This window comes from Bradyrhizobium diazoefficiens (assembly GCF_016616885.1).
Taxonomy (GTDB): domain Bacteria; phylum Pseudomonadota; class Alphaproteobacteria; order Rhizobiales; family Xanthobacteraceae; genus Bradyrhizobium; species Bradyrhizobium diazoefficiens_F.
In genome coordinates this window covers 6,918,322-6,943,419 of sequence record NZ_CP067102.1, presented here as the reverse complement: position 1 = coordinate 6,943,419, position 25,098 = coordinate 6,918,322, and the positions used below count along the sequence as shown (strand labels likewise).

Here is a 25,098-nt window from a genome sequence, read left to right as displayed (position 1 = left end):
GGTGGTTGGGGATGCTGGTCGTGGAGACGATTGCGCGGATACGGCGCGAGCACTTCATCAAGGGCAAGACGATCAAGGAGATCGCACGTGACCTGAAGGTGTCACGGAACACGGTCCGGAAGGTTCTGAGGTCGGGAGAGACCTCGTTCGAGTACGAGCGGCAGGTGCAGCCGCGGCCAAAGCTAGGGCGCTGGGCATCGGAGCTCGAGGGGCTGCTGGCGGCGAACGCGGGTAAAGCGGCTCGTGAACAGCTGACGTTGATCCGGATGTTCGAAGAACTGCGCAGCCGCGGCTATGACGGCGGTTACGATGCGGTGCGGCGTTACGCCAGGCGGTGGAGCAAGGAGCGCGGGCAATCAACCGCGGCGGCTTATGTCCCGCTGAGCTTTGCGCCGGGCGAGGCCTACCAGTTCGACTGGAGCCACGAGGTGGTCCTGTTGAACGGGACCACAGTGATGGTGAAGGTCGCCCATGTTCGGCTCTGCCACAGCCGCATGCTGTTCGCGCGGGCCTATCCGCGGGAGACGCAGGAGATGGTGTTCGACGCCCACGACCGGGCGTTCGCCCTGTTCAAAGGCACCTGCACCCGCGGCATCTACGACAACATGAAGACCGCCGTAGAGACGATCTTCGTCGGTAAAGGGCGTCTCTACAATCGCCGCTTCCTGCAGATGTGCAGCCACTATCTGGTCGATCCGGTCGCCTGCACGCCAGCGTCGGGTTGGGAGAAGGGGCAGGTCGAGAACCAGGTCGGGCTGGTCAGGGAACGCTTCTTCACGCCACGGCTGCGGTTCAAAAACCTCGACGAGTTAAACGCTTGGCTGCTCGACAAATGCATCGCCTACGCCAAGGCTCATCGCCATCCGGAGCTGGTCGATCAGACGATCTGGGAAGTGTTCGAAGCCGAACGCCCCAAGCTCGTTCCCTATGCCGGCCGCTTCGACGGCTTCCATGCGGTGACGGCGTCGGTCTCGAAGACCTGCCTGGTGCGCTTCGACAACAACAAGTACTCGGTCGCAGCCAGCGCAGTCGGACGACCGGTCGAGGTTCAAGCCTATGCCGATCGCATCGTGATCCGTCAGGATGGACGCATCGTTGCCGAGCACCCGCGATCCTTTGGCCGCGGCGATACCGTCTACGACCCCTGGCATTATGTGCCGGTGCTCGCCCGCAAACCCGGCGCCTTGCGCAACGGTGCTCCCTTCAAGGACTGGGTGCTGCCGGCCGCGATCGAGCGGATCCGGCGCAAGCTCGCCAGCACCGATGACGGCAACCGGCAGATGGTCGACATCCTCAACGCGGTGCTGACCGACGGCCTTCCCGCGGTGGAAGCCGCCTGCGCCGAAGCGCTCGGTCACGGCGTTCATTCCGCCGATGTTGTGCTCAACATCCTGGCCCGGCAACGCGAACCTGCTCCACCGGCCAACATCATGACGCCGGCCGCACTGACGCTTCGTCATGCGCCGATCGCCGATTGTGCCCGTTACGACAACCTCCGGAGGACCAACTGATGGAACGAACCCAAATCTTTGATCTGATGGGCGAACTCAAGCTCTATGGCATGAAGGCCGCCTTCGACGAGATCATGGCGACTGCCGTCAAGCGCCAGCACGAACCTCAGCGCATCGTCGGCGATCTGCTCTCCGCCGAGATCAACGAGAAGCAAGCCAGGTCTATCAAATACCAGCTCACCATTGCCAAGCTGCCGCTTGCCAAGGACATCGCCGACTTCCAGTTCGACGGCACGCCAATCAATCAGACTCTCGTCAATGATCTTGCTGGCGGCGGCTTCGTCGCCCAACAACGCAACGTCGTGCTGGTCGGCGGCACCGGCACCGGCAAAACCCACCTGGCCATTGCCATCGCCAGAAGCTGCATCCGATCCGGTGCCCGCGGCCGCTTCTTCAACGTAGTCGACCTCGTCAATCGCCTCGAGACCGAGACCCGCAACGGACGGCAAGGACGGCTCGCCGAGCATCTGACCCGGATGGACTTCATCGTGCTGGATGAACTCGGCTATTTGCCCTTCGCCCAGTCCGGTGGCCAGCTTCTCTTCCACCTCGTCAGCCGGCTCTATGAGCGCGCCTCCGTCATCGTGACCACCAATCTCGCCTTCGGCGAATGGCCAAGCGTGTTCGGCGAGCCGATGACTTCATGATGCCTCCTTCCTCGAACGCTTGGTGCGTCGTACCCGATTGCGAAGCTGACGGATTTGGTCGTCTGAGAGCTCGATCTGCCATGGCTGGCCTTTGGCTAACTGACGACCTTCCAGCAATCCCCGCGCGAGATAGTCGAACACCGTCTGCGGGGTTACGCCGAGCTGAGCCGCTGCGCCCTGAATTGAGAAGCTCCCATCGGGCCAGCGCATCGGATTCTTGTCCACGCCGTTGATTTTGACGGTAGGAATGCCCCAGCGGGTCCGCAACAGCCAGACATTCTCGCCTTTGAAGGCGCAGCCTCGGGCCGCGACGAAGCCTTCCTGATTGAGTATTGCCGCGATCTCGCCATCCATTTTGTGTTCAGCGTTCAACTCCACGATCCGTTGCCGCAATCGATCAATGTCGATGTAATCGCGGTAGGTCTGAACGCGCCGTTGCACGTGATGCGCGCTGGTTGCACCGGTCTGCCAGACGATCTTGAGCCACACCTGACCTCGGGTCCGCTTCTGATCTAGAACGACTTCGCGGATCACAAATCGCAGAATGCGCTTGCGATCGGCTGCCGACGTAGTGGCCGCGTTCCAGATCCGCGACAGGTTCTCGCCGAGCGCTTGTAGCCCTGCGCGTTCCGCCGGGCCAATCAGAAGCGGCTCTTGCGCGCGCCAACGCGCATGCTCCTGCTCGACCGCCTCGACGACACGCAGCCTCTCTTCCCAAGCCCGCTCAAGTGAGCGCGCCACAAGACGGTTCTCGGGCTCTACGGCGTCATACTGGCGCCGAGCGCGCTCGGCCTCGTAGCGGGCGCGCTCCACGCGAAGCGCCCACTGGCGCTCGAGCTGACGGCTCTCCTGCTCCAGTTGGCCCGCCGCCGCGAGTGCGATCTCAATCTGATCCGGCACCAAGGCATCGAGGACCATCCGCTCAACCAGCGCGTCAACCGCCAAGGCCCGGACTTCCTGGCACATTGCACTGCCTTGCTGGTCCCGATCCGAGCGGCAGCAATAGACCGGGTAGTCGGCGTTCGGGCCCGTGTAGCGCATGCTCATGCGCCGTCCACAACGACCGCAGACCGCAATTCCTTGTAACAGGGCTGCCCCCTTGCGCGGTACGCCAGAGTGTCCCGCCTCATAGCGGCAGACGTTATTTGCCAATCGCCCCTGGTTGGCCATGAACTCCTCCCAGCTGATATAGCCTGGGTGAGCGGCGTGGAGGCAAACCGCCCAATCCGCGATCGCTACCTTGACCGTTCCCGTCAGCGATCCCGGCCGGCATCGGCTCGGATCCTTTTGCCGGCGGCCATAAACATACGCCCCAGCATAGGCCGGATTCTGAAGGATATTAAGGACGCGTGCACTATCTGGCGCACGCCAGACGATCTCGTGTGGAGATGGTCCAAGCAGCGGCCGAACCGGCAAGGACAATCCGTTCCTGTCCAGGTAACGCATCACACGACGCGCGCTTTGCAGTTCCCGGAATTTGGCAAATACGAGATGAAGACGGGCCTGCACCTCCTCGTCCGGATTGAGAACAATTGTGCCTGCTCGATCGTAGACGAGCCCGGCTGGCAGCGGCAGCCGCAGTTCGCCCCGCGCCGCCTTCTGGCGTTCGCCTTGGTGCAGGCGCATCCGAAGCTGATGCAACTCCGCCTCGCTCATGATGCCGGACAAGCCCAACAGCAGGCGGTCGTGGTAGGCGCGCGGATCGTAAAGCCGCTCGCCATCCGCAATGAGCACGCCGAACACCGAACACAGTTCGAGAAGCTGATGCCAGTCCCGGTTATTGCGGGCCAGGCGAGAAGCGTCGAGGCTCACCACCAGACCGGCGTTGCCAAGGCCGATCTCGGCAATGAGCTTGTGGAAACCATGACGGTCCACGCCGCCAGCACCGGATTTGCCCAGATCCTCGTCAATCACCTGGACGCGCTCCGGCGGCCAGCCCAGACCGATGGCGCGATCGACAAGGCGGTACTGCAGCTCGGTGCTCTCCTGATGCTGGCGCACCTGGTTCACGGATGACTGCCGCACGTAGACATAGGCCAACCTAGCTCGGTGTGCGGTCGTGAGCCGCTCGTCAGCGACGGTCGAGCTGATCAGCACGACCCAGTCCCCTTCCGGGCGTGCCGGGGATCGCTTGCATTCGCCGCATCAGCGCGGCGATCGTTTGAGCAATCTGGGTTTGCGTCGCGGTCGACAGATTCGGCCAGAGGCGCGGAATGTCGGCCGTCGGACGGCCGGGTGGATTTGCCAACGTTGGCAGGGGTCGATACGCAACGCGACCTGGGAGCGGTCGGTGGGTCATCGCGAATCACCTTCTCGTCGAGAAGGCTCAGACTCGCGCTCAAATGTTGCATCAATGGGATCAGCGTACGTACACTGATGCGCGGCAGATCGGCCGCGTTCGGGTGGGAAGCGATCGACGTCTCGGCAAGGTCCGTCGACGCGATCCGAACCCCCCGCCGCCGTCCGTCCGGCAGCGCGACAACGACGTAGGCGGGACCGCGTCCCGACCGCTCCTTCAGCACCTCAAGCCGGAGCCCGAACAGAAAATGATGCGGGTCGGTGATCGTGACGTGAGACACGACCCGTTCCAAAATAGGGGTACTCTGTCGTGTTCGGCGACGCCAAAATGACTACCGCGCTGCTCGACCGATTGACCCATCACTGCGACATTGTCGAGACCGGCAACGACAGCTGGCGGTTCAAGAGCCGAGACGACGATCACGCCACCCGCGCTCGTCTCGCCTCCGCTATCCCGGCCAGCTCCGACGAGACGAGCGCTACCAGCAAAGCTCGCCGCGCAAAGGGGTCAAAATTGGACGCCGATGAGGGGTCAAATTTGCAAGCCGATTGACACGTCAGGTCGAGTTCGAGGAGGTTTGCGCAGCCGAGCGACATCACGGCCGGCGAGGGATCGAGGTCGCTGCTGACCATCTCGAGCAGCCGGCCGAGCTCCATCGGCCCCTCGTCCGCAGGAACCTTGAGGATGCGTAGGCGCAGCGGCACGGGTACCGGCCGGTCCTTGTAGGACCAGACCAGGCGGACATTGGACCGGCGCGGCTCGGCGCGCAGATTCGGCCGTGACGACGAGCTGCTGCAGGCCGAGATCGCGCAGCGCGATCAAGGCGAGACCTTCTTCGTCGAGCTCCCGGACGCGTCGGGCGGGGACGACGTCGAAGTAGAAGCGGCCGTCGTTCCGGGTCAGGACGGTGGCGTCGACGTCGACTACTTGCGCGGGCCCAGCAAGCGCCGACGGAACGTGAAGGATCGCCCGGATCGCCGGATCGAGTGACGCCTGGACGAGAGCCTCGCGCAGCGCAGCGTGTCGCGCAGGGATCGGGGCCGGGGTCTTGGCAAGAAGTCGGGGCGGCCGCGTCGGGCCTTGGGTGTGAACATGACGAAGCATCCGAAACCATGGAAAGGGCGGGGCGGGTCTCGGTGTGTTTCTGGTCGGCGTCGGTCATGGTCGGCCCCTTTCAGATCTCGATGATGAGCTTCTCGTTAAAATTGGGATTGTCCCAGGCGCGCTCGCGCGGCAGCCACGGGCCATAGCCCTTCGCGTTCGACACGACTCGGGTCTCGCCGATCACGTCGTCGAAGGACTCATGGGTATGCGCGTAGATCCAGAGGTCTGCGGGCCGCAACGCGCCTCGACCATCGTCGGGCGCCGACACCATCAGCGCAGTGAGATCGCTATAATATGCCGCGCTCAGAAGCTCGTCCGACGTGGGCGGGTTCGACAGGCGAAGCGCCGGCCGCCGGCAGGCGTGGTGGGTGGCGATAACAAGGGGGCCGGGCCGATCCTTGCGGAGCTCGGCCTCGAGAAAGGCTCGGGACCGCCGGTGCCTGGCCAGTGCGTGCGCGGGCCGGAAGCGCTGGGCGTACTGGCTGGTTCGGATCTTCTTGAAGTCGTTCATGCGCTCCGCGGCAACCGCCATCTCCCGGCGTTCGTCTCCGAACAGCGCGAAGTCCGTCCAGAGCGCGCAGCAGGCAAAGGTCACGTCGCAAATGCGGACAGCCTCGTTTTCCAGCACGAGCACGTTCGTGCCGGCCGCCGCCTGTTTGGCCTTCTCGAGCGTGCGGTCGATGTCCTCGCCGTAGGATTCGTGGTTGCCTTGGAGGTAAAGCACCGGCCGGTCAGGCACGCGATCGATCAGCCAGGCGACACCCCTTTCCATGCGCGGGATCAGGTCGCCGGCGACCACCATGACGTCGAAGTCCGGCCGCGCCTCACCGGACGGCAGGTCCCAGCCGCGGGTGAGTTCGAGGTGCAAATCGGAAAGAATCCAGAGCCTCACGTCAGTGATCCTCGTCGTTCGGGTGGTCGTCCAGGCGCTCGGCCTGGCTGAGGCTCTCGACGATCCGGTCGATAAGTTCGTCCGGCATCTCCTCCATTCCCAGCGCGAACTGCGCGTCGCGCGATCCGCAGCGAGGGCATTCGTGCCGCGCCGGATCGTAGGTGAACTCGCCTTCCTGGCCGCAGGCGTGGCAGAGAAACTTGGCCATCGGCTACTCCTTCTGGCTCCGCGGCGGGGCTGGGACCTCGGTCAACGTGTCGGTCGCGCGGTGGTAGCGCGCGTAATACATGCCGGCTTGTCCCCCCATCGGCGTAGCCGGTGAACGTTCTCGAAGCCTGGTCTGTTCGGCACCGGATCGCCTGCCGCGTGATCGGCGCACCGCGTCAAGAGCCAGCCGCGCTTGCTGTACCTTTGCCCCTCTGCCCCGCAGATTTCGCAAGTGCAGGCGGAGCGGGCGACGGCGAGATCGACGGCATGGCCAATGCTGGCCTCCGTGTCCTCCGAGGCCTCGGCGTCCCAGTCGACCCGCAGGATGCCCATCTTCTGCCGGATGCGGACGAACTCGAAGGTCTCGCGATCGAGCAGCGCGATTTCGATCCTACGGCAGAGCCGCAGCAGGATGTCCTGCCACCCGTGGTCGCAATGGGGGTAGCCGACCGAGCGGCTGGGCTCCTCCGCCATGGGGAGGAACAGTCGGGCGTGCCGCAGCATGAGGTCGCGCTTCCAGTCGGTCGCCATCTCAGCGCTCCTCGATGCCGAGAGAAGTGGGGTCGACGTCGACAAAAACGTCGTTCTGGCGGTCATAGCGACGGCAGATGACGAAGCGCCTGCCCTCAAGAAAATGCTTCACGAGGTGCACGTTCTCGATGCCGGCCCGGTGCTCGACCACCGGGCGGCCTTCGGAATGCGTCGCGCAGCGGGTCGTCAGCCAGCCGTCGCCATGCAGCCGGCCTGGCTCGCCGCAAATCGCAGGTCACGGCGCTGCGGGCTTCGGCCAGCGCGATGGCCTCCTCGACCCGGGCGGCCGCGTGCGGAGAGAGCTTGCCGTCCCAATAGGCCCGCAACGTCCCGTACTTTTCCTTGATCTGGCTGAACTTGAAGGTCCCCCCGTCGGCTTGGACCGCTGCCCGGATCCGGACGCAGAGCCGGTCGAGCAGGTCGAGCCAGCCGGCGTCGCACTCGGGCGAGCCCTGGACCGCGCCCGGGAAGTCGGCCGGCGGCTGGAAGAGGTCGCGGTGACGCTCGATGAGCTCGGCCCTCCAATTTCCCGCGACGCCCGACATGCCGACCTCAACGCTTACCGTGAACAAAACAAGAACATTCAAAGCAGAATGGGCAGCTGGAGTCAAGGGCTTAGCGCCTCCTTCTTATATAGGAAGCCATGGCCTTGTTATATAAGACGAACTCGCCAGAGACTGGCGCGAGAGGCGCTGCGGCCTTATGGTTAACAAAAGATTCTCGCGCAGCGGACGGGCGGATGGTCGGGAAAAGGAAGGTGCCTAAGCGGGGGAAGCGAACCCCGATCGGGGACAGGGTTCAATTCCTGATGATGATGCATCCGGACGTGATCGCGGACATCAAGCAGGTCGGCATCGACGAGCATCGGGCCGCTTGGGACGTGATGGAGCATGCCGCGCGAGAGTTTTTGAAGCGACGGGAGAGAAAGCAAGCGCGCTGAAAGTCATTGCGTATCAGTCCTCGAAGAAGTCGGCGATCTGCTCGGCGGCGGTCTCCGGTTTGCGCGATGAGCATTCCCAGATAACCAGCACCCGATAGCCAAGCTCTTTGAGCCTCTCCAAGTGCGCAAGGTCTCGGGCCTTCGTTTTTTCTAGCTTTGGCTGCCAGTAGCTTCGGTTTGATTTCGGATCCGAAGCGAGAGCGCAGTTGTCGTGTGAGTGCCAGAAGCAGCCGTGCACGAAAATTGCGAACTTTCGCCGCTTGTTGGCAAAATCGGGTTTTCCGGGAAGGTCGCGGACGTTCAGTCGGTAATGGACGCCTGCATCGGCCAGCAGTGCTCTGACGACTCGCTCTGGCGTCGTGTCTGTCGATCGGATCCGCGACATCGCTTCGCCTCTGCTCAAAGGCGCTCTTTTGCGGCGAGGAAGAAGCTTTCGAAGCTTAGGCAAGTCGTACCTTGTTCGGCGGGCGCATCGTGTCCGGACGAATGACGATCTCGGGAAGCTGGTCCGTCGGCATTAGCAAAGTGTGCAGGTCTGCCACCAAGCGCCAGTCGCGGCGAAGCTCGGCGCCCACGATCCTGCATTCGGCACCGACCGGATTTTGCGATAGGTCTCCATGTATCGAACGGCGGGTCACCAGGCTGGCCGTCGTAATTTGAGGAACGCTCGCGGTTGGATCCGCTAGTACGACGGTTTGCACATCGCGGTCGTTGCCTAGCTGAACATACTTCAGGCGGCCGCTGACGGCGACGTTGTTCTGAGGCATATCGGCAGTTTGTCTCTGCGCGAGCCATGGCCAGAAGGCTGGGCACAAAAGTTTGAAGCGGCAATTTTGACAAGCTTGCGCGGATGGGCTGGCGATATCCGCAGGTTGGCAAGCGGACGCGAGTTTGCGATTCCAAGCCTCGAGGTCATAGACGGCGCGATCGGCCTCGGCATCGCACTCTGCCGGATTGAGTTCGAATTCGATCAGATCTCCGGAAGCGGCGGCGAGAATGCCCTTCTGCGGCCAGTAACCGGCAGCTTCGGCGATCATCGCGGCGTATATTTGGACTTGCCGGCGGTTCCGCCGAAAGATTTCGGACCCGATAGCCGTTGTCTGGTCGGGCAAATTTGACTTGTAGTCTGTGACGGCGCGTTTGTTGAAACGGTCGGGTCGTCCGATTAACCGGCCTGATCGCGCGACAAGCTTTCTCTCCGTACCATAATTCAGTTGATATTCGCTCGTCGGGAATACGCCGAGCACCGCGTGCGATCTCGTCGCAAGTTCGGTCGCCGCGCTGACGGCTCTCTCCTCGACCAGGTAGTAATTCGGCCAGCGGGCGGTACTTGCGAACCTGCGATCGAATTGGTGTGAGCCAGCTTCCTGAACGAGCCGTTCGACAATTTCATTCCAGGCTGACTGGAGGGCAGCGCCGGCCAGTCCTCTTCGCGCCTTCTCCATCAGAGAGTGAAAGGCGATCCCGAGCCAGAGGCGAGGATCGTGCAGCACCCACGCGTCGGCGTCTTTGCACGACGAAAGGCCGGCCCGCAAGCCGCAGATCGCCATCTCCGCGGCGGCCGTCGGACTGGTGCTTTCAAGTGGCGCGATCGAGAGGGGCGTCATAGGGGCTGCCGCAGAGCCCGGAATACCGAAACGAAGGAAGCGTCGGGATCGATTCGGAATCCGTGTACGCGTTCGGCTTCGTTCCAGGCGCGGGCAACTTCCCGGCACGGATTCACGCCGCGCCCCGTGAGCCACAGCGGATGCGTTACGATTTTGACGTCGGTGCCGTTGGCGATCGCAGGCAGTCCGGCAATTGTCAGCCGTCGGTGGTTCGGACGCGCGTTGAGAAGTGTTGTGGCGGCTTTGTCAACAACTCTGGTCCACCGTGGCGACGACAGCGAGATGTCCGCATTCGCGTCGAGCGCCAGCGCGGCAAGGTCGACGGCGAGACGCCAGTCGAGGAGATTGTGGTACTGGAGGTTGCTGTAGCTTCTCAGGCAGTCGGGGCATGACGTATCGCAGGAGTCGGCGTGCAACGGGTCTTCGAGTCTCTCGAAGAAGTCCCGGTGCCCGGTTTCGCAGATCATCTGAAGCAGTTCTTCCGCGACGGCGGGCTGGCCCAGATGGGTCGCGTAGCCCGCACCGTTCTCGAGCGTGTCGCAGAGGAACACCTGTCCCGTGACTTCGGTGCCGACGTCCTCCACGCTCCGGATGCCGGATTTCAGTTCGTGATCCTGAACGTCGAGGAGAACCGCCGCGGCTCGCCGAAGCATGAACGAGAGAGAGTACAGGGCCGCGCGTCCCTGCGGTGTCCTCGGATCGGCGCCCCGTCCGGTCCCGAAAGTCCTGATGCCGAGCAGCATCATGTCGGTCTTGCTGATGGCCGCCAGCGCACATCGTACGGGCTGGCCGATCTGATTTGTTCCGACCGTCCGCGGCCGCCGGTCTTCGGCGGCTGCGGCCTTCAGTTCGGCGGACTGCATGGCGCCGACGTCCACCATGGCATGCGAATTCATCGAAATACGCACCAGTTCGTACAGCCGGCCTCCATTGTCGTTGATGACGTAGAGCCGTCCTTCGCTGCCCGCTCCCACCTCGAAATTGAGATGCGGATTGATGGCGAACTGGGGCCGTCCGACCTTGGGACGGGCCGCCCGCGGGACGAATTCGAAGGCCCCGTCGTAATCGCGAGCGCCGGTGTAATAGCTGGTGAAGCCCTTGGGCTGGCGCAGATCGAGGAGACGGTACTGGCGGTCGCCGGCGCCCTCGGGCGCGCCGCACGTCGGACACGGTCCCGGGACCACGTTGACCGTTTCCACGTGCTGACAGTTTCCGCAAACTCCGACGATCACGGGCGGTCCGAGAGGATCGTCGTCTTCCTCAACCATCTGCCCTTGCGGGAAGTACCGTACGACGCCGATCGACGTGTGGATCGCCCGCTCCTTCACGGTCTCGGCGCCGGGCGCGAACATGCTGACCGCGAGTTCGAGGTCGCGGTCGATCACGTCCCGCGGCGGCCATCTCGTCGGCCTTCCATGATAGAGGTTGCGGGCACGGGTGGGAAATCCGAACATCGGCAGTAGGCCGTGGTTCGCGAGCCGCTCGCTCAGCGCGTCCTGAACGAGCGTGACATCCTGGCTGGCGTCCGTGATCTGCTGCACAAGCTGCGTCCTGACGAAGGCGAGGGCTTCCGCGCGCGAAGTCGGATCGGTGGCGGCCATCGTCGTCCCGGTCAGCAGCATGTCGCAGGCATGCTCCACCTCGGAGCCGTGGCCGTCGATCCATTCCTGGACTATTTCAGCCACGGTGTTTCCCGCGTAGCCGGCCGGCGTCTGGTCCGGCGCGTTCGTCCAGGCGTCGGCTCGTCCGAATTCTCCGTGGACGCTGTCGCCATCGGCCGTCGCGAAGAGGTCGAGCTCCGCGAAGGCGGACCTGAGCACTTCCTTGTTCAGGACGCGCTGAAGGATCTGTCGTCTGTCCGTGTCGACGTAGGGCGGCGGAGGGGGATCCGACGTGATGCGGTCCGGGCGCTGGAAGTAGTAGTCGTCGTGGCTTCGTCCTCTGCACAGGGTCAGCGCAATCGAGACGGCGGCGCCACGTCGTCCGGCCCGGCCGACTCTCTGCTGGTAGTTGAAGCGCATTGGCGGCATGTTCGCCATCATGGCCGCGAGCAACGAGCCTATGTCGACGCCGGCTTCCATCGTCGTAGTGACGCTCAGAAGATCGAGATTGTCCGTCAGTCCGAATTCGTCGCCGATTGGGACGTTCTGGAATAGACGCTGGCGGTCTCGCGCGACCACCTTGTCCGTCTGTCCGGTCATCTCGGCACAGTTCAAGCGGAATACCGGTCCGGCCTGAGTGGCGAGCCACGTGTAGTAGTCCAATCCCTCGCGGGCGTCGTCGACGCCGATCCGCAGGGCGGTCCCCAAGGGCGCCTCGCAATTGCTGCAGATTCCGCCGCTCCGATGGAGGTGGACTCGCGAACAGACGCCGCACTGAAAGTAGCTTTCGCGGGGCCGTCTGACGAACAGATGGTCGAACTCCAAAATGCCTTGATTGAACACTCTGCAGCGGGTCATCAGTCCGAGCACGTCCTGGCGGAAGGCTGCGGGATCTCTGGCGTTCAGAGTGGCGACCGCAGTGAGGTAGTCGCCGATGTATCTCGGAAGGTCGTTGCGGTCGCCGGTCGCGCGGTGGGTATCGATGCGCCGACGCTTGCCGAGCATCCGGATGCAGCTTTCGGCGGCCTGCTGCAGGACGTGGTCGTTCCCCGGCGCGGACTGCGGATCGAAGGTAACGACGCCGAGCTTGAGCGACTCGAAATCTCGCCTACCGCCGGAAAAGACCGACTCGGCGATCGCCTCTCGCTCCGCGTTGCCGATCCGCCGCCGGTGCTCAAGTTCGTCGGGAGTAAGGCCCTGCCGGAACGCGGGAGGATCGAGCTGCCAGTCGAAGAGCCGGGGCCAGTCACCCGTCTGACGTTCCAGATCGGTCCAAGTCACGCTGCGATCGACACCGCCAGGATTCATTCCGTTGGCGAGCAGCCTGCGCTCGGCCTGATCGCTCATGGTTCGGATGGGCAGCACTCCGTCCCGCGCTTCCGCCAGCGTCTTGTCCCTGAGCGCCTGGTTGGTGAAGCCGCCGATCCGGGACGGCCGGGCACCCTGTCCCAGCTGGACTGCCATCATCGCATTGGCCGCCTCCTGACGGGCGGCACCGAAGGCATCGGCGAGCCTGTCTTCTTCGTCGCTAACCGGTTCGCCGCGCAGTCGCCTGTCGAATGCTAATATTCCGCGAGCCTCGTCCGAGACGCCTTCGACCAGAACCTGCCGCAGCGCGTCGCGCCAGTGCGATTTCGCGACGCCTACGGCGAGTTTCGCCGCGTCCTGCCTGCTGTCCGAGAAGAGGACGAGCTTGCGTCTGGAATCCTCGACGGCATGGGCCGCTCCCTGAGCGACCGGCGCGATCTCTCTGAGCAGCGCATCCGTCAGAACCTGCGCAGTCTTCTGGAAACCGGTGCGCTGGGTGCGTATAGGAGCCGCGCTCGCCAGCTTGGCCCAGTTCGCTTCGCACCGGGGACAGACGGCGGGCCGTTCGTTGTTGGCGGACGGCACTGTCAGCGAAACGACGTCTGCGTTCGGTTCGTGAAGGCGCTTGACGTAGTAGATGAAGCCGGTCGCTGCCGCCTGGGTTCTCGCGAGCTCTATCTCGCCGGTGAGGTGGTCGTAGCGCGCTCTATGCCATCGCCTTCTGACGCCGTCCTGGTCCCATTGATCCTTTTGCGGCGTACGCAGACCGGCCGCGGTTCGGGAAGGCCAGTAGACGGCGTAGTTGGAGTACGTACGGTCGCTCGCTGAATGGTCCGGCGCCTTCTCGATGTTCGGATCGTCGGGAACGAGCGACCAAGCGTTGTTTCCTAGTTCTCGCCGGTAGCCTCCGAGAAACACGTCGCCGCAGGGCTCGCAGTAGAGCATTTCCAGCACCCGCGAGCCGCACACGCACGTGGTGACGGCCCTGTCGAAAAGCCTGCCTACCGGTATGTCCGTTTCGGTGCGTCTCACCCCGGTGCACTGCGGATTCGTGCATGCCCATATCCCCTGCACGTTCCGGAAGAACACGTGCTCCCGCAGCGGCAGCAGGGGTGCGCCAGCGCCGTTGCGGGCGCGCGCCAGCGACGCGATGACGCCTTGCCCCGCCGACGCCGCTTCGCTCTCCTCCGATCCCGGAAAGAGGCTCGTTCCGATCCGGCCTGGCGTAAGGGGGCGCACGACCGGTTGTTCGTCGCTCCCGCTGTTGCATGCGGCTCTGACTGCATCGGGAATTCCGGCGGAGCCTAGCGCCTCGCCGAGCCGGCCTTCGAGCGGCAGTGTCTGAGGCGGACGCGGCAAACCGGAAGCGTCGCTGAGTGCGTCGATGCTGTCGTGGATGTCCGCCTCGAGGTTCGCCTCGATCGCGCCGCCGAGCCGCGCGAATAACGCTCCAAGTCCTTGGACGCGTCCGATGGCGCCCGCCGGGATCGGCATGGCGCCTCCCCGGACGAAACCGAAGTCGCGGGAAGTACCGAAGAATTGGCTCAGATATTCCTGCGCCTTCGCGTCGTCCGAGCCGAGCGAAGCGCTCGATGCGAGAATTCTGAGTTGTGGGTGGTCGGGATGGAGGCCGATCCGGTCCAGCAGTACGCGGATGATGTAAGCGACCTCGGTCCCGGGCGTGCCTCGGTAGGAATGAAGCTCGTCGACAACGAGGTGAAAGACGTTCTCCGGGTCGCTCGCGAGCCAGTCGCGAGTCTTCGCGAAGACCGGCGTTTCGACGTCTCTCATTAGCATGATGTTGAGCATGCTGTAGTTGGTGACCAGGATGTCCGGGGGAGCATCCTGCATGTCCCAGCGGCTCCACATCTCCCCGCCGTCGAGACGCGGGAAGAAGCGCTCCGCGTCTCCGTGTCCCGCCAGTCTCGCCGTTCTGGCCGTCTCGGCGAGCTTCCTCATCGCGTCGCGCAGCCGGTTGACCGCATCATCGTTTCCGGGCTGTCCGGGAACGGGCGTCGACCCGATGTAGCGGCCGAACCAGAACCGGTTGCCTCGCCGGTTCGCGTTCAGCCAGCCGCGTACCATATCGCTGTCGAGTGACTGCCGCAGGCGCGTCATCTGGTCTTCGGCCAGTGCGTTGAGCGGATACATTACAAGCGCCCGGATACCCGGCAGTCTCGCGCCCTGTTCGTGAGCCCGCTGGCTGATTCTGGGGTGCCGGGTTCGCGCCGCGGACCCGGCTGGCGGCGTCATGTCCCACCAGTCGTTTCGGGGAGCCCCTGGCGCCTGCGGCCAGTTCATCGATTCCCGGATGAGCGAAGCGAACACCGGCAGATAGATGGATTCGGTTTTTCCCGAACCGGTGCCGGTCAGGATCACCGCGTCGCGGCGCTCGGCCGCCGATATCCTGAGCATTTCCACTTGGTGGCGGTAGAGTTCAATCGGCGGACCGCCACGCGTTTGAAACAGTCCGCTCGCCGCGAACTCGCCCAGATCCGCGACGGCTTGCGGCGACCATCCGGCTGCGCCGCCGAGTGCGGCGGACGCCGCTCCGACGATGTCGTGGCCGCTGCCGACATACGGGGGCTGCGGTTCGATGAGCGGGTCTCGATAGAGCACGCCGTCGCGGTCGAGAAGTGCCCGCCGCTCTTCCACGAGCTCGTCGAACCTGAGATCGAACGGGCTGTCGAAATACCGGAGATAGGCTTCCTTCAGTCCGCGGAAGACGGCCATTGCGTCGGTCATGCTATCCTCAATCCCAGTACCGCGGCCGCGAGCCGCGCCATTCGGCCTGTCACTCCGCGGAAGACCAGCTCTTTGCGTTCACGCCACACTTCTGGCAGCAGCCCCGAACAAAGCGTCAGCGCGCGCGAGACAAGCACGGGTGGAGTCAGTGTCCACGGCAACCGCAGGGACTGCGATTTGAGATCGATGTGGAGTTCCCTCGCGCCTTTCGCGACGACGAGACGGCCAGCCGCCAGATCGATCTCCGACTGGGAGTCCGCCGCGTCCTTGAGCAGGACGATGCTGTCGTAGTCCCGCTTAATCAGGAATAGCCCGCGGTCCGTCATGCGGGTTTCCTCCAGAGCCGAAGCAACCCACTGCAGCTTGGACTTGGAAAACCTGCGGACTCCTTTGACCCTTCCGGACACCATCTGGCAGCTGCTGCGCGGCCAGGACGAGATCGTCGGAAGGCTGGCCAGCAGAGTGAACCCGGCGTCTCGCTGCCAGTTGAGCGCGGCCGCCGCTGCGATGGCGCATAGATCGGATGTCGTCGCCGCACTCACGCGGATGCAGTCCGGCCGCTTGTGCTGCGGGATGCGCGTGAGCGCGCCACCGTGGGCGGCGCAGGCCAAGGCCAGCTTCTCCGTCAGGCCGCTGGTTCTCGCTCCGCATAGCACAGCGGTCGCGAACTCTTCCGAACCGTCGCCTAGCGCGGCGAGCACGGGCGGGGCGACCCGCCAGCGGTCGTCCTGCTGCTGCTCGATATGGCCGAGGATGGCCAGGTCGGCGATCGCGCGGTACGGGCGGCTTTCCGGCCGAAGATCGGCCGGGAGATCGTTTGCTCTTCCGCTGCCGCGATAGGAGAGCCATTCGAGCAGGCGGTCCGTCATCGAACGCGCCTCCACCGTCTAGCCTCCTTGGTGATCGAACGCCAGGCCGCCTTGGCGGCCGGCGTTGCCGGCCGTACCGGAACGCGGCGCGCGGCCATCTCTCGGATCGTCGAAACCCAGCGGTTGTCGAATTTTCGCGGTTTGTGTTTGGCGGCGGTGGCCGGGAAGTCGAGCGCCAGGATCCTGTTACTGTCTCTTCGTCCGCCGGAGGAGAGGATCGCGAAAAGCGGCTCGAATGGGAGCGCGGCGATCGCCGCAGGTGCGTCTCTTCGGACCGCTAGGGAATTAATCTCATGTTGCACGCCGAGCGCTATGACGCTCGACGCGGGCTCGGTAGCGAGCACCGTTCGGCCGTCCGGGCAGAATACCATCGCCCCGCAAACGGCTGCCGATCCGGACAGCAGCGGCACCACGTTGTCATGAGCACTCCATGGTTCCCAGCCATTGCAGCGAGCTGGATCGGGCATGACGTTATAGCTGCGCGAAGGCCCTGGAACGACCATGACGCGATGCTGTCCGGGCGCATCCCAGCCCGGGGCGGTCCAGCTTCCGTCTTCTTGTCTCTCTGCCGGCGCATCGTCGATGAACACTTGGCAGTTGCCGGGCATTCCCTCGATCCGTACGAAAGGCGCGCCCCCCTCGGCGTAGGTTGCGTGCCGGACTTCGAAGCTGTCGGAAAGTGCGATGACTATGTTGGCGCCGGGATCCAGTGGCTTGAGCCATTCCGGCAGGTCGGTCAAAGCCCGGACGGGCGCATAGCCTTCCAGTACCACCCACTCGGAAGGGATTCCTTCGAAGTCCCCCAGCCGTCTGAGCTCCGGCGATCCCGCTTCGGCCGCTGCAGCCGCAATCGCTTCGATGTCTCTGGCGCGGCATACGATCGTGCAATCGCCGGCCAGCGGCGCGGCGGATATCGACATTAGGCCCGTCTCGCCCGGCAGCCCGGCGAAGAGATGGAAGGGTCTCGCGCCTCGGATCCATTCGAGGCCTTGCGCGCCATCTCTCAAGCGGAATTCATCGTCGAGGAGAACGTTGCTCCATTCTTGGTCGATATCGTCGTAACGCGACTCGAAGGCCAGCACGGAGGTGCCGTCGATGTCCGCTTCTTCCGGAAACCCCTCGGGTTTGAGCAGTACGACGGCCAGCCCGACACGCTTTCTTATTCGATCCACCAGGAGCCGCAGTCGCGCATCGGCTTGCCGCAAGCGAGCCGCCCGGCGTTCTCGCTGGGGCGCGTCCGAGTCCTTTTGAGCAGATGGCTTTCGGGCGCCTCTCCTGTCCCGGAAGATTGCCTGCTGGCGCGGGATAGCCGGCGCAAGCGCGCCGCTTTCCTTGGTAAGCTGTCCGGAAGCCTTCTCAGCCGAGTCTTCGCCCCTAGCTTCGTCAACCGCCGTGGCCGTCTCGACGGCAGCAGCTTCGCTCTCCGAATGTTCCCGGCCGTCACTTGGAGACAGGTCGGGAGGGGCCGCGTCAGCACGGACTGCATTCTCGGTGCCCTGCGAAGGGGGCGACTCGCGCTCCAGCGGTTGGCCGGCTCCATCGAAAGAGCCTTCTTGTTGCTCTTCGGACGCGGCGGCATCGGCAGTCTCGGAAGCCGAAGAATAATCGGGACATTCGGCCGAGATGCTTGAGGCGGCCTCTGCGGTCAGGTTTTCGGGGTCGCTCTGGCCGGCATCATTCTCGGGGAGAGTTGCAGCAACGTCGGCAGTGGCGTCGACTGGAAGAGGCGAGCTCGTTGTGGCCTCGCCAGGTCCGGTAGCGTCGGATTGTTGATCGCCGCTATCCGGAGAAGAGCCGCCGCCGGATGGAGAGGGATCATGCAGATCAAATTCGTCGACGATCTTCCGGATCGGGTTGGGGGCGGTCGCGACTGAGTGAGTTGCGAGCAGATTTCCGAGATCGTGGGAGCTGCGTTCCGCGCCATTCCAGACTACGACCGGGCGCCAGCCCAAAATCTCCAGCCGACGACAGACGTCGGCTATGGTCTCATCGCGTGGAGATGCCGCAACCGCTTCGTTGAGAAGCGCCGTGAGCCGGCCGTCCTTCTCGACGACCGTTCCTTCGATAGTTGAACGAGAGATGCTCCATCCCAGAGCTTGGGCGGATTTCACGTCGGCGGTCGGGCTTTGCTCGATGGAGGCAGTGGGCGAGCGTCCGTCCGCCCGGCAAAGCGCGACAACTCCCTGGGCAGCGTTTTCTGCAGCCGCAGTGAGATCGGCGTCTCTAAGTTCATCTGCAACCGCGACGATGATGTCGGCAGCCTGTCCGCTTGACGAAAGCGTGGCGCTGCAGCCGCGCCTGAACAGTTCGGAAACAAGACGGCCGGCCGCTCCTGACAGTTGGGCTAGGCTGAGTGCCGGATCCGTGCGAACGACAACGCCGAGACCGCCGGGAGCCCCCAGCCACCGGCCAGGCTGCCCGGAAGCCGCCGCAGCGACTGCAGCCTCGGTCTGTCGGTGTGGGATTTCGAGCGACATCGCATCGTACTCGGAAGCCAGGCCGAGGCGATGCACGGTTGCGCCGGATCGCTGAATTTCTCCCGTCTGCTCCGCAGAAAGAAGCGCTGCGTCATCGACAACCACGACGTCGAAACGCCCGCGATGGATCGCTTCAACGGCCTCGCGAGCGGTTTTCGCCCGCGTTACAGAAGCCGGCCATGCGAGTGCCGGCTGCGTCTCCACCATGGTGGTGAATTCCAGCAACAGATCCAGCACTTCGGGGCTGGGTGAAGGGTCGGATGGCTGGTCATCCACCTTTTCCGCCGCGGCCTGCTCGATCAGCCGCGCGAAGTCCTCCGGAGCTTTGAGTAAATCGCCGAAACCAGTGCTCGCAAACAGATCCCGAAGCTGCCTGAGGTCGCCCGCAGCCTTCGATCGTGGGTCCGGCGCGCCCGCGGTGCCGACAACCGTGGGTGCTTCCTCAATGGGAGCGTTACGGATGCGTTCGAACAGAGACTTGGGAAGGGCCGCGCGCAGGGTTCCGAGGTGGGCAGGGAGGTGCCGAGCGGCGTACCGAGCCTCGCGGAGTTTCTGGACCAAGGAGCCGATGTCGTGCTGCGGCAAGTCATCTTGCGCGGTGGCGCCCGGCCCGAAGCTTCCGAGTGTGCGGTTTCCGTATCCAGCCAGAAGCGGCTCGAGCAAAGCGACGTCGTGACGGTAGTCCTGCAGGGCAGCTTCAAAAGTCTTTACGGCGGCGCCCACCCCTTGATTGGGCCGCATGCGCATGAAGTATTCGATGGCCTTGGCAGCATCGTTTCCATTGGCTGCGGTGAGAGCTGCCTCGAAATTTGCGTGCCTCTTGATGAGCGTGATTGCGCTCGCCACTGTTCGCGCCATGAATGACGCGTACTTGTGGTATTCGGAAAGAGTTTTGTCGGAGGACCGGGGGCGGAGCAGGCTCGCTACCGCTCCGGAGACTTGGCGTTCTTCCTTGGCCTCCTGCCGCCTCGAAACGAGCTTGGTGAGAGCTACTTCGTACTCCCGATCATTCGCCACAATCAGGCCCAAGGCTTCTTCGTTCGGCGGCACCTCGACGGGACGGCCTGCAACGACTTCATCGACATCCTTCAAGGTGCGGCCGGTTCTGGCATTCCCCGACCAGAGCATGTCGGCGATCCGAGAGGCGTCTTGCGTCGCTAAGGAAAGAGAATTCGTCGCCTGGCTGGTGAGCGTTCGTTCGGAAACGATGCTTTCTTCTACCTCGGCCGGGGTCAGGCCATGCACCTTGGCGATTTCCTGCGCCTGTTGAAGTGTACGGGCGGCAACGCGCGCCGCGGCAGGATTTGACCGCATGCGCGCTTCGATGGGATCGGCCTCCTGCGGTGGCCGCGGCCCGGACGAGCTGGGCAGATGAGTGAGTTGTGCCCTATCCGTGAGAACCCGATGGACCTCGCGGATCACCGCATAGCCAATCGGGCGGTCAAGGATTGAGCTTGCCCCGACCAGAAGGCAAGCCTTGCCCGCGCGTGCTGCGTCCGACGCGATTGCGTTCGCGAGCACAGACTTGCCCGTCCCGCCTCGGCCCGTGACGTCGACGGGTCCGGATGCGGACTTGCGCAGCGCGAGAGTCTGTGTGGGGTCGAGGATGATCATCGTCAGCCGCCGACCCACTTCCGTTCTGTCTGGCTCAATTTTTGCCCCCTGCCCGGGCAATTTTCTTGGTTGAGGTTTAGTTTAGGCACACGCCGAAAAGCGCTACAACCGATTTCTGCGATTTGAATCAGAACTTTGGGGGAAAGAGGAAATTGAAGGATTGGCGCTCGTTCCAATCCTTGAGGTACGAATCCTAGATGGCTCTCAAGAGCTTCCTTGCCGCCGACGCCACGGCGTAGCCGAGCAGCGGGGGGACCGCATTACCGACTTGTTTGAGCTGTTGGCGCTCGCTGCCCACGAAAACGAAGCCGTCGTGGAACGATTGCAGCCTTGCGGCCTCGCGCACGGTGATCCAGCGGTCGTGTTTGGGGTGGATCCACTCCGAGAGGTCTCGCTGCATGTGGGCGAGGATCGTATAGGACGGCTCATCAGGATGCAGCCGGCGCCACTTGTAGGGGCGAGACCCGTCCCAGAGTGACTTGGGCAGCGAATCCCCGGCCGCGCCAGGTTTGAGCGCCTTCACGATGCGCTTTCTCCGGCTTTCGATTCCTTTGGTGTGATGATTGAAGAGGGATCGTTCGCCCTTCAGATTCGTGATCTTCCACTGTTTCGGCACCAGTGGGCTGTCCAGATCCAGCCGCATGGCGCGCTGGAACTCGGAGGGATTCTTCAGGCGCAGTTTCGGATATGGCAGGGGGCCGTCATCTAGGGAAACGGAACGGGGTAGGTCCGAGATCGCCTCGTCGACGGTGATCTTACGTTCGCTACGGCTGGCATCCAGGTAGCGGCCGAACTGCGCAGCCAAATCATCCGACGCCGGCAGATCATCCCTTGTCCCTACGAAGAATACGCGTCGGCGGTGCTGCGGCACGCCGAACTCTGACGCCGTCAAAGGGATCAGAATCGTGTTGCGATACCCGGCGCTCCCCAGTGCCGAAATGATGAGGTCCCGGAAATGGCCGTTTTTCATCGCGACCATGTTCGGCACGTTTTCCATTACGAAGACCTTCGGCTTGAGCGCCTTCAGCACTCTCGCGAATTCCAGGTAAAGAAGGTTGCGGGGATCCTTCAGGTCCCTTGGTCCGATCTGGCTGAAGCCCTGACACGGCGGCCCGCCGAAGACCAAGTCAACGTCGCTGTCGATGAGATCGCGCTTGGAAGGAACGCCTGGCTGGGCTTCCAGTAGAAAGCGGGACACGTCCCCGCTGAACATGGGTACCTTGGGGAAGTTGGCGCCATGCGTCTGCACAGCGTATTTGTCCATCTCGACCGCGCATGCCAGCTTAAACCCCGCGAGGCGAACGCCTTCGCAGAATCCTCCGGCACCACTGAATAACGAGACGGCTGTCGGCATATCCCCCTCGGACTCGGCCATCGCCGAAAAGTCGTCGCACTCACGAATCAAGCTCAAGCGAAAGCTGGTAAGTGTCAACGCAGCCGGCTTGGTTGTGAACCGCTTCCTTCGCTCTTCACGAATGAATCGACATCCATCTGCGATTATGGTGTCCCAAGATGGTTAACCAAGTCTGGTGCGATCGGCATGAGGGAAGAACGGCCGCTAAACTGCTATCTCGGAGCAGCAAGGAAGGTCGTGGGAGTAATCAGGAGACCTTCCTCCAGTGGCGGGTCGATTTCGAACATTTGCGCGCGGTTGCGGAAGTGGAAGACTCTCAGGATCCGATAAATCTCACTGTTCTCCGCGGCGATGTCGATCTCTCGTCTGGTGAGCCAGAAGGCGGTGCGCTCATGACCGCAGGTCGTTTTGATCTCCAATAGTCGCTCCTGGCCGTCTGGCTCGAAGGATTTGACATCATACCCAAACCCATCGCCATCCAGGTCGGAGACCCACCGGACGTCATTTGCCAAGTCGTCGCGCCCGGCCCGACGGAGGCGGTCACGCTCGAACCCCACGACGAACCTCTCGCCGGCCTTTCCCAGCTCACGATTTCTGGCGTCCCGCTCGGCTGGATCGAATTTTCCGACTAGCCGCCGGACGGCCGGCGTTAACGTCTCGCCCGGATCGCGCAGGGGCGGCGCTGGTACCAAGATCGCGGTCTCGTCCGACGGCGGTGTGCCCACATTCCCAGGATCGAGAAAGCTAGGCGCCCTTGCAACCGCGTGCGCCACGGCTCCGACGAGGGCGTCTTGGTAATGCGCCAGCGGCTTGTAACCGTTGATCCACTGAGCGCCCAACACGTCCAGGACTGCGGACACATTCTGTAGCTTGCGCTCGATCGAGCCCTCCGATCGACCGACGACCTCCATCAGTCGGCGTCGGTTCTCCGACTTGTTGTATGGAGTGCCTGCCCTCTCAAGGGCCAGCATTCGGAAATAACTCTCCACGACGGCGGAGACCTCGTCCTCCGACCACGGCGTCCCGGCTATCTCGTTTCGGCTTGCGTTCAATTCTGTGCCCACAGGGTAGCGTACCAGGTGAGCAATTGTGCGCAACATGGTCACAGCGGCGCGAATCTGGCCGGCGCTAAACGTGCGTTGAGATGAAAAGGACCCCCCTCGGTTTTTTCGCGCTCAAAAATCGGCGAAAAAACCGAGACGAAATTCGACAGTCGGGTCAGTGGGATCTGAGATCGAGTCGTTTTCAAAACGAAATCGAGTCGTTCTTAAAGCGGAAATCGAGTCGTTTTCAAAGTGGCCGCATAGTCACTGATATTCTTGGTGGGCCCGGCAGGACTCGAACCTGCAACCAGACCGTTATGAGCGGCCGGCTCTAACCATTGAGCTACAGGCCCCCGCCGCGGGCAATCGCTGAAAGGGGGCCGAACGGCGTGCCGGGATCGTTTACAGGGTGGCCGGCATTCCGGCAATCCCATATCGCTTCGAACGAACTAGGGTCTTGCAAGCAGTCCGCGGTTAGCCACGCAATTTGGGAAGCGTTCAGCAATGGCAATGCGGCTGCGAAGTCGAGTTCGTCTGTCGGACATGGATCCCTGGCTTTGTAGAAAAGCTGAAGTTCGGGAATGGAGAACGGGATCTCGGTTGTCGACTTACTGGTCCACTCAATAATGGGCTCTCTAACGAGAACACATCGGCGAGAAAGCCAGTCCAGACCATCGCTTCGTCGAGCATGACCTGAAAAGCCACGGGGAGCTTTTGGTCTTTCCGGCACCAGACATCGTGGACGCAGTCACCCGGAGCCCCCTCCAATTTGCCAGAAACGCAATTGGCCCGGTGGCTCGGCTACCGACGGCGACGAGATGCGCGCGTGCAACACTGCTCTGGAAGCCGTCTGAGCCGGCGACAAAGGTGGCGAACCCGCGCAGAATATAGCGATGGCCGTGGGTCGCCGCAACTATGCCGATCATCGTCGGATCGGTCGCCGCAGCGAGCACGGTGACAATCCTGTTTTCGAGGTGACAATTTTGTTTCTGCGGAGCAGTTTGGTGACGAGATTGTTTTAGGCTGCTCCGCTAGCGCTTCTTCTGCTGCGTGGCCTGGGCGACGCTACCGACCTTCTTCGCGACGCGACGGTAAAGCCATTGCCGGTCGTCGGCACCGAGAACGTCACGACGTAGGCGTCGCTGTCGGCTTCCATCCTGTCGAAATGGATCATGTCGGTAGTGAGCTTCGTTTCCTTGGCGACGAAACCGGCGGCGGTCGTGACCGCGCCTTCGGGCGTGGTCGGCGGCGCGAACAGCCGGTTGATCGCGAACGTGACCGTACCGGCCAGCGCCACCGAAAGCGCGATGATTACGACGCGCGCGTGATCGCGTACGCCCTTCGGATATTTTTCGACGTCCTTCGTGTTCTGAGATATCTTCGCGCTGACGGTCAGCAGATTGGCGTAGGCCGAGAGTCCCATGACGGCGAAGGCCACGACGAAGACCAGCCCGGCGCCGGCCAGTACCAGCACCCACTTCAAGAACGTGTCGCTCGGAACGCGCGACGGGTCGGTGAAGAGCGCCGCCACGCCGCCGATACCGGCGAGCCCGAGCGTGAGCGTCTGCTTGAGAACTCGAACCGGCCGGAGTTCGCGTCGATCGTGTCCTTGATCGGCGGGGAAGCCGGAGGCGCTGCATCGTTCATGGACGGCTCAGACCGGCCAGCAGGTGCAGCCCGAGAGGCTTTCCCACAGCCTCATGTTCTGGAGGACGAACACGCCGTCGATCGTCCGCTTGGACGTCTCGACCTTGTCGCGCTTGTCGGCCTTCCTGGCGAGGTCGAACAGAAACTCGGCAGGGCGTCGATGACCCGATGGACGATGGGGCCCGGTCGACGGCCACGGCGAAATGCCCGAGGCCGAGCATATCAACATGGACTGCCTCGAGACCTTCCTTGAGGATGGTCTTTGCTTGCGGACTCAAGGTCCAGCCGGACTTCTTCTCGAAATCTTGGAAGATGCTGTCGAGCGGATTCGGAGCGGCTGACTCGATCATGACCATGGACCACCTCGGGGGTCGCGCATGCGCGGAAATGCAACTGCAAGGCTATCACACGCGGGCCGGGTGACAACCGTTCGGCGCGCCGAAGGCGGGCACGCCCAGCCGGCCTCCGACCAGGTCGACCCCCGGTTGAGGTGCGGATGCGCGCTCCAGTCGATCCGGTCGTTCAGGAAAACCTCGATGATGTGCGCGGATATGTCGGCGAGCGAGAACCCGTCGCCCGCTGAGTAGGCAGTCCGCGCCGCGAATCGTTCGTTCGCGACGGCGGCGGCGGCGGTCGCGTCCAGGCGCGACGCTGCGTCCGCGTATGCGCGCCGGATGAAGGCGCCGGGCCCGGTACAGGGTA

General features: G+C 63.3%; 18 protein-coding genes, 1 tRNA gene and 3 pseudogenes. 5 read left to right on the top strand and 17 right to left on the bottom strand.

Annotated features, from left to right (window positions below; all coding sequences use genetic code 11):
- The first annotated feature begins 11 nt into the window (after positions 1–11).
- Together istA and istB are read left to right on the top strand one after the other, a co-directional pair.
- Positions 12–1,533: pseudogene (istA, locus tag JJC00_RS32325) on the top strand (IS21 family transposase).
- Positions 1,511–2,137 (top strand): annotated as a pseudogene (gene istB, locus JJC00_RS32320) (IS21-like element helper ATPase IstB); the annotation flags it as partial. The pseudogenes istA and istB, both read left to right, overlap by 23 nt.
- 15 nt (positions 2,138–2,152) lie before the next feature.
- Here the strand turns inward: istB and JJC00_RS32315 are convergent.
- The gene (locus tag JJC00_RS32315; RefSeq protein ID WP_200469823.1) at positions 2,153–4,255 is read right to left on the bottom strand and encodes a recombinase family protein; all 2,103 of its coding nucleotides are present in this window, start codon (positions 4,253–4,255) and stop codon (positions 2,153–2,155) included.
- A complete protein-coding gene (locus JJC00_RS32310; protein WP_200469822.1) occupies positions 4,249–4,737 on the bottom strand; it encodes a hypothetical protein in 489 nt (162 codons plus the stop codon). Before JJC00_RS32310 ends, JJC00_RS32315 begins: the two co-directional genes overlap by 7 nt.
- A gap of 29 nt (positions 4,738–4,766) precedes the next feature.
- On the opposite strand from JJC00_RS32310, the pseudogene JJC00_RS38420 reads away from it, so the two are divergent.
- Positions 4,767–4,868, top strand: a pseudogene (locus JJC00_RS38420) (ATP-binding protein); the annotation flags it as partial.
- A gap of 8 nt (positions 4,869–4,876) precedes the next feature.
- Here JJC00_RS38420 and JJC00_RS38415 read toward each other — a convergent pair.
- On the bottom strand, positions 4,877–5,161 hold the full coding sequence (locus tag JJC00_RS38415) for a hypothetical protein (protein ID WP_246773995.1): 285 nt from the start codon (positions 5,159–5,161) through the stop codon (positions 4,877–4,879).
- A 40-nt stretch (positions 5,162–5,201) separates the two neighbouring features.
- On the opposite strand from JJC00_RS38415, the gene JJC00_RS32300 reads away from it, so the two are divergent.
- Entirely contained in the window at positions 5,202–5,447 is a 246-nt protein-coding gene (locus JJC00_RS32300; RefSeq protein ID WP_200469821.1) for a hypothetical protein, read from the top strand.
- Positions 5,448–5,631: 184 nt separating this feature from the next.
- Here JJC00_RS32300 and JJC00_RS32295 read toward each other — a convergent pair whose 3' ends face one another.
- The 4 genes from JJC00_RS32295 to JJC00_RS32280 all read right to left on the bottom strand — a co-directional run bounded on the left by JJC00_RS32295 (position 5,632) and on the right by JJC00_RS32280 (position 7,736).
- Positions 5,632–6,453: a metallophosphoesterase gene (locus JJC00_RS32295; protein ID WP_200469820.1), complete on the bottom strand. Its 822-nt coding sequence runs from the start codon at positions 6,451–6,453 to the stop codon at positions 5,632–5,634.
- Position 6,454: 1 nt separating this feature from the next.
- Complete coding sequence (locus JJC00_RS32290; RefSeq protein ID WP_200469819.1) at positions 6,455–6,661, bottom strand: hypothetical protein; 207 nt, start codon at positions 6,659–6,661, stop codon at positions 6,455–6,457.
- 41 nt (positions 6,662–6,702) lie between these two features.
- Positions 6,703–7,191, bottom strand: coding sequence for a hypothetical protein (locus tag JJC00_RS32285; RefSeq protein WP_200469818.1), 489 nt, complete (start codon positions 7,189–7,191; stop codon positions 6,703–6,705).
- Between the two features lie 95 nt (positions 7,192–7,286).
- Positions 7,287–7,736: a hypothetical protein gene (locus JJC00_RS32280; RefSeq protein WP_246773994.1), complete on the bottom strand. Its 450-nt coding sequence runs from the start codon at positions 7,734–7,736 to the stop codon at positions 7,287–7,289.
- Between the two features lie 263 nt (positions 7,737–7,999).
- Between JJC00_RS32280 and JJC00_RS38655 the strand changes: the two genes are divergently transcribed.
- Positions 8,000–8,131, top strand: a complete 132-nt coding sequence (locus JJC00_RS38655) for a hypothetical protein (RefSeq protein ID WP_283816746.1) — start codon at positions 8,000–8,002, stop codon at positions 8,129–8,131.
- A 13-nt stretch (positions 8,132–8,144) separates the two neighbouring features.
- Here JJC00_RS38655 and JJC00_RS32270 read toward each other — a convergent pair whose 3' ends face one another.
- From JJC00_RS32270 to JJC00_RS32225, 10 genes are all read right to left on the bottom strand, one after another.
- Positions 8,145–8,516: a very short patch repair endonuclease gene (locus JJC00_RS32270; protein WP_200469816.1), complete on the bottom strand. Its 372-nt coding sequence runs from the start codon at positions 8,514–8,516 to the stop codon at positions 8,145–8,147.
- A gap of 55 nt (positions 8,517–8,571) precedes the next feature.
- The gene (locus JJC00_RS32265; RefSeq protein WP_200469815.1) at positions 8,572–9,738 is read right to left on the bottom strand and encodes a PD-(D/E)XK nuclease family protein; all 1,167 of its coding nucleotides are present in this window, start codon (positions 9,736–9,738) and stop codon (positions 8,572–8,574) included.
- Complete coding sequence (locus JJC00_RS32260; protein ID WP_200469814.1) at positions 9,735–15,392, bottom strand: DEAD/DEAH box helicase; 5,658 nt, start codon at positions 15,390–15,392, stop codon at positions 9,735–9,737. Before JJC00_RS32260 ends, JJC00_RS32265 begins: the two co-directional genes overlap by 4 nt.
- Positions 15,389–16,261, bottom strand: coding sequence for a hypothetical protein (locus JJC00_RS32255; RefSeq protein WP_200469813.1), 873 nt, complete (start codon positions 16,259–16,261; stop codon positions 15,389–15,391). The genes JJC00_RS32260 and JJC00_RS32255 overlap by 4 nt, the downstream gene beginning before the upstream one ends.
- Positions 16,258–20,352, bottom strand: a complete 4,095-nt coding sequence (locus JJC00_RS32250; protein ID WP_200469812.1) for a hypothetical protein — start codon at positions 20,350–20,352, stop codon at positions 16,258–16,260. Before JJC00_RS32250 ends, JJC00_RS32255 begins: the two co-directional genes overlap by 4 nt.
- Before the next feature lie 193 nt (positions 20,353–20,545).
- Positions 20,546–21,763, bottom strand: a complete 1,218-nt coding sequence (locus JJC00_RS32245; RefSeq protein WP_246773993.1) for a DNA cytosine methyltransferase — start codon at positions 21,761–21,763, stop codon at positions 20,546–20,548.
- Between the two features lie 155 nt (positions 21,764–21,918).
- The gene (locus JJC00_RS32240; RefSeq protein WP_246773992.1) at positions 21,919–22,758 is read right to left on the bottom strand and encodes a DUF3883 domain-containing protein; all 840 of its coding nucleotides are present in this window, start codon (positions 22,756–22,758) and stop codon (positions 21,919–21,921) included.
- Between the two features lie 268 nt (positions 22,759–23,026).
- Positions 23,027–23,102: transfer RNA gene (locus tag JJC00_RS32235), tRNA-Ile, on the bottom strand.
- A gap of 665 nt (positions 23,103–23,767) precedes the next feature.
- On the bottom strand, positions 23,768–24,280 hold the full coding sequence (locus tag JJC00_RS32230; RefSeq protein WP_200469810.1) for a hypothetical protein: 513 nt from the start codon (positions 24,278–24,280) through the stop codon (positions 23,768–23,770).
- A 123-nt stretch (positions 24,281–24,403) separates the two neighbouring features.
- Positions 24,404–24,625 carry a hypothetical protein gene (locus tag JJC00_RS32225; RefSeq protein WP_200469809.1) on the bottom strand — a complete coding sequence of 74 codons (222 nt, stop codon included), beginning with the start codon at positions 24,623–24,625 and terminating at the stop codon, positions 24,404–24,406.
- Between the last annotated feature and the right edge of the window lie 473 nt (positions 24,626–25,098).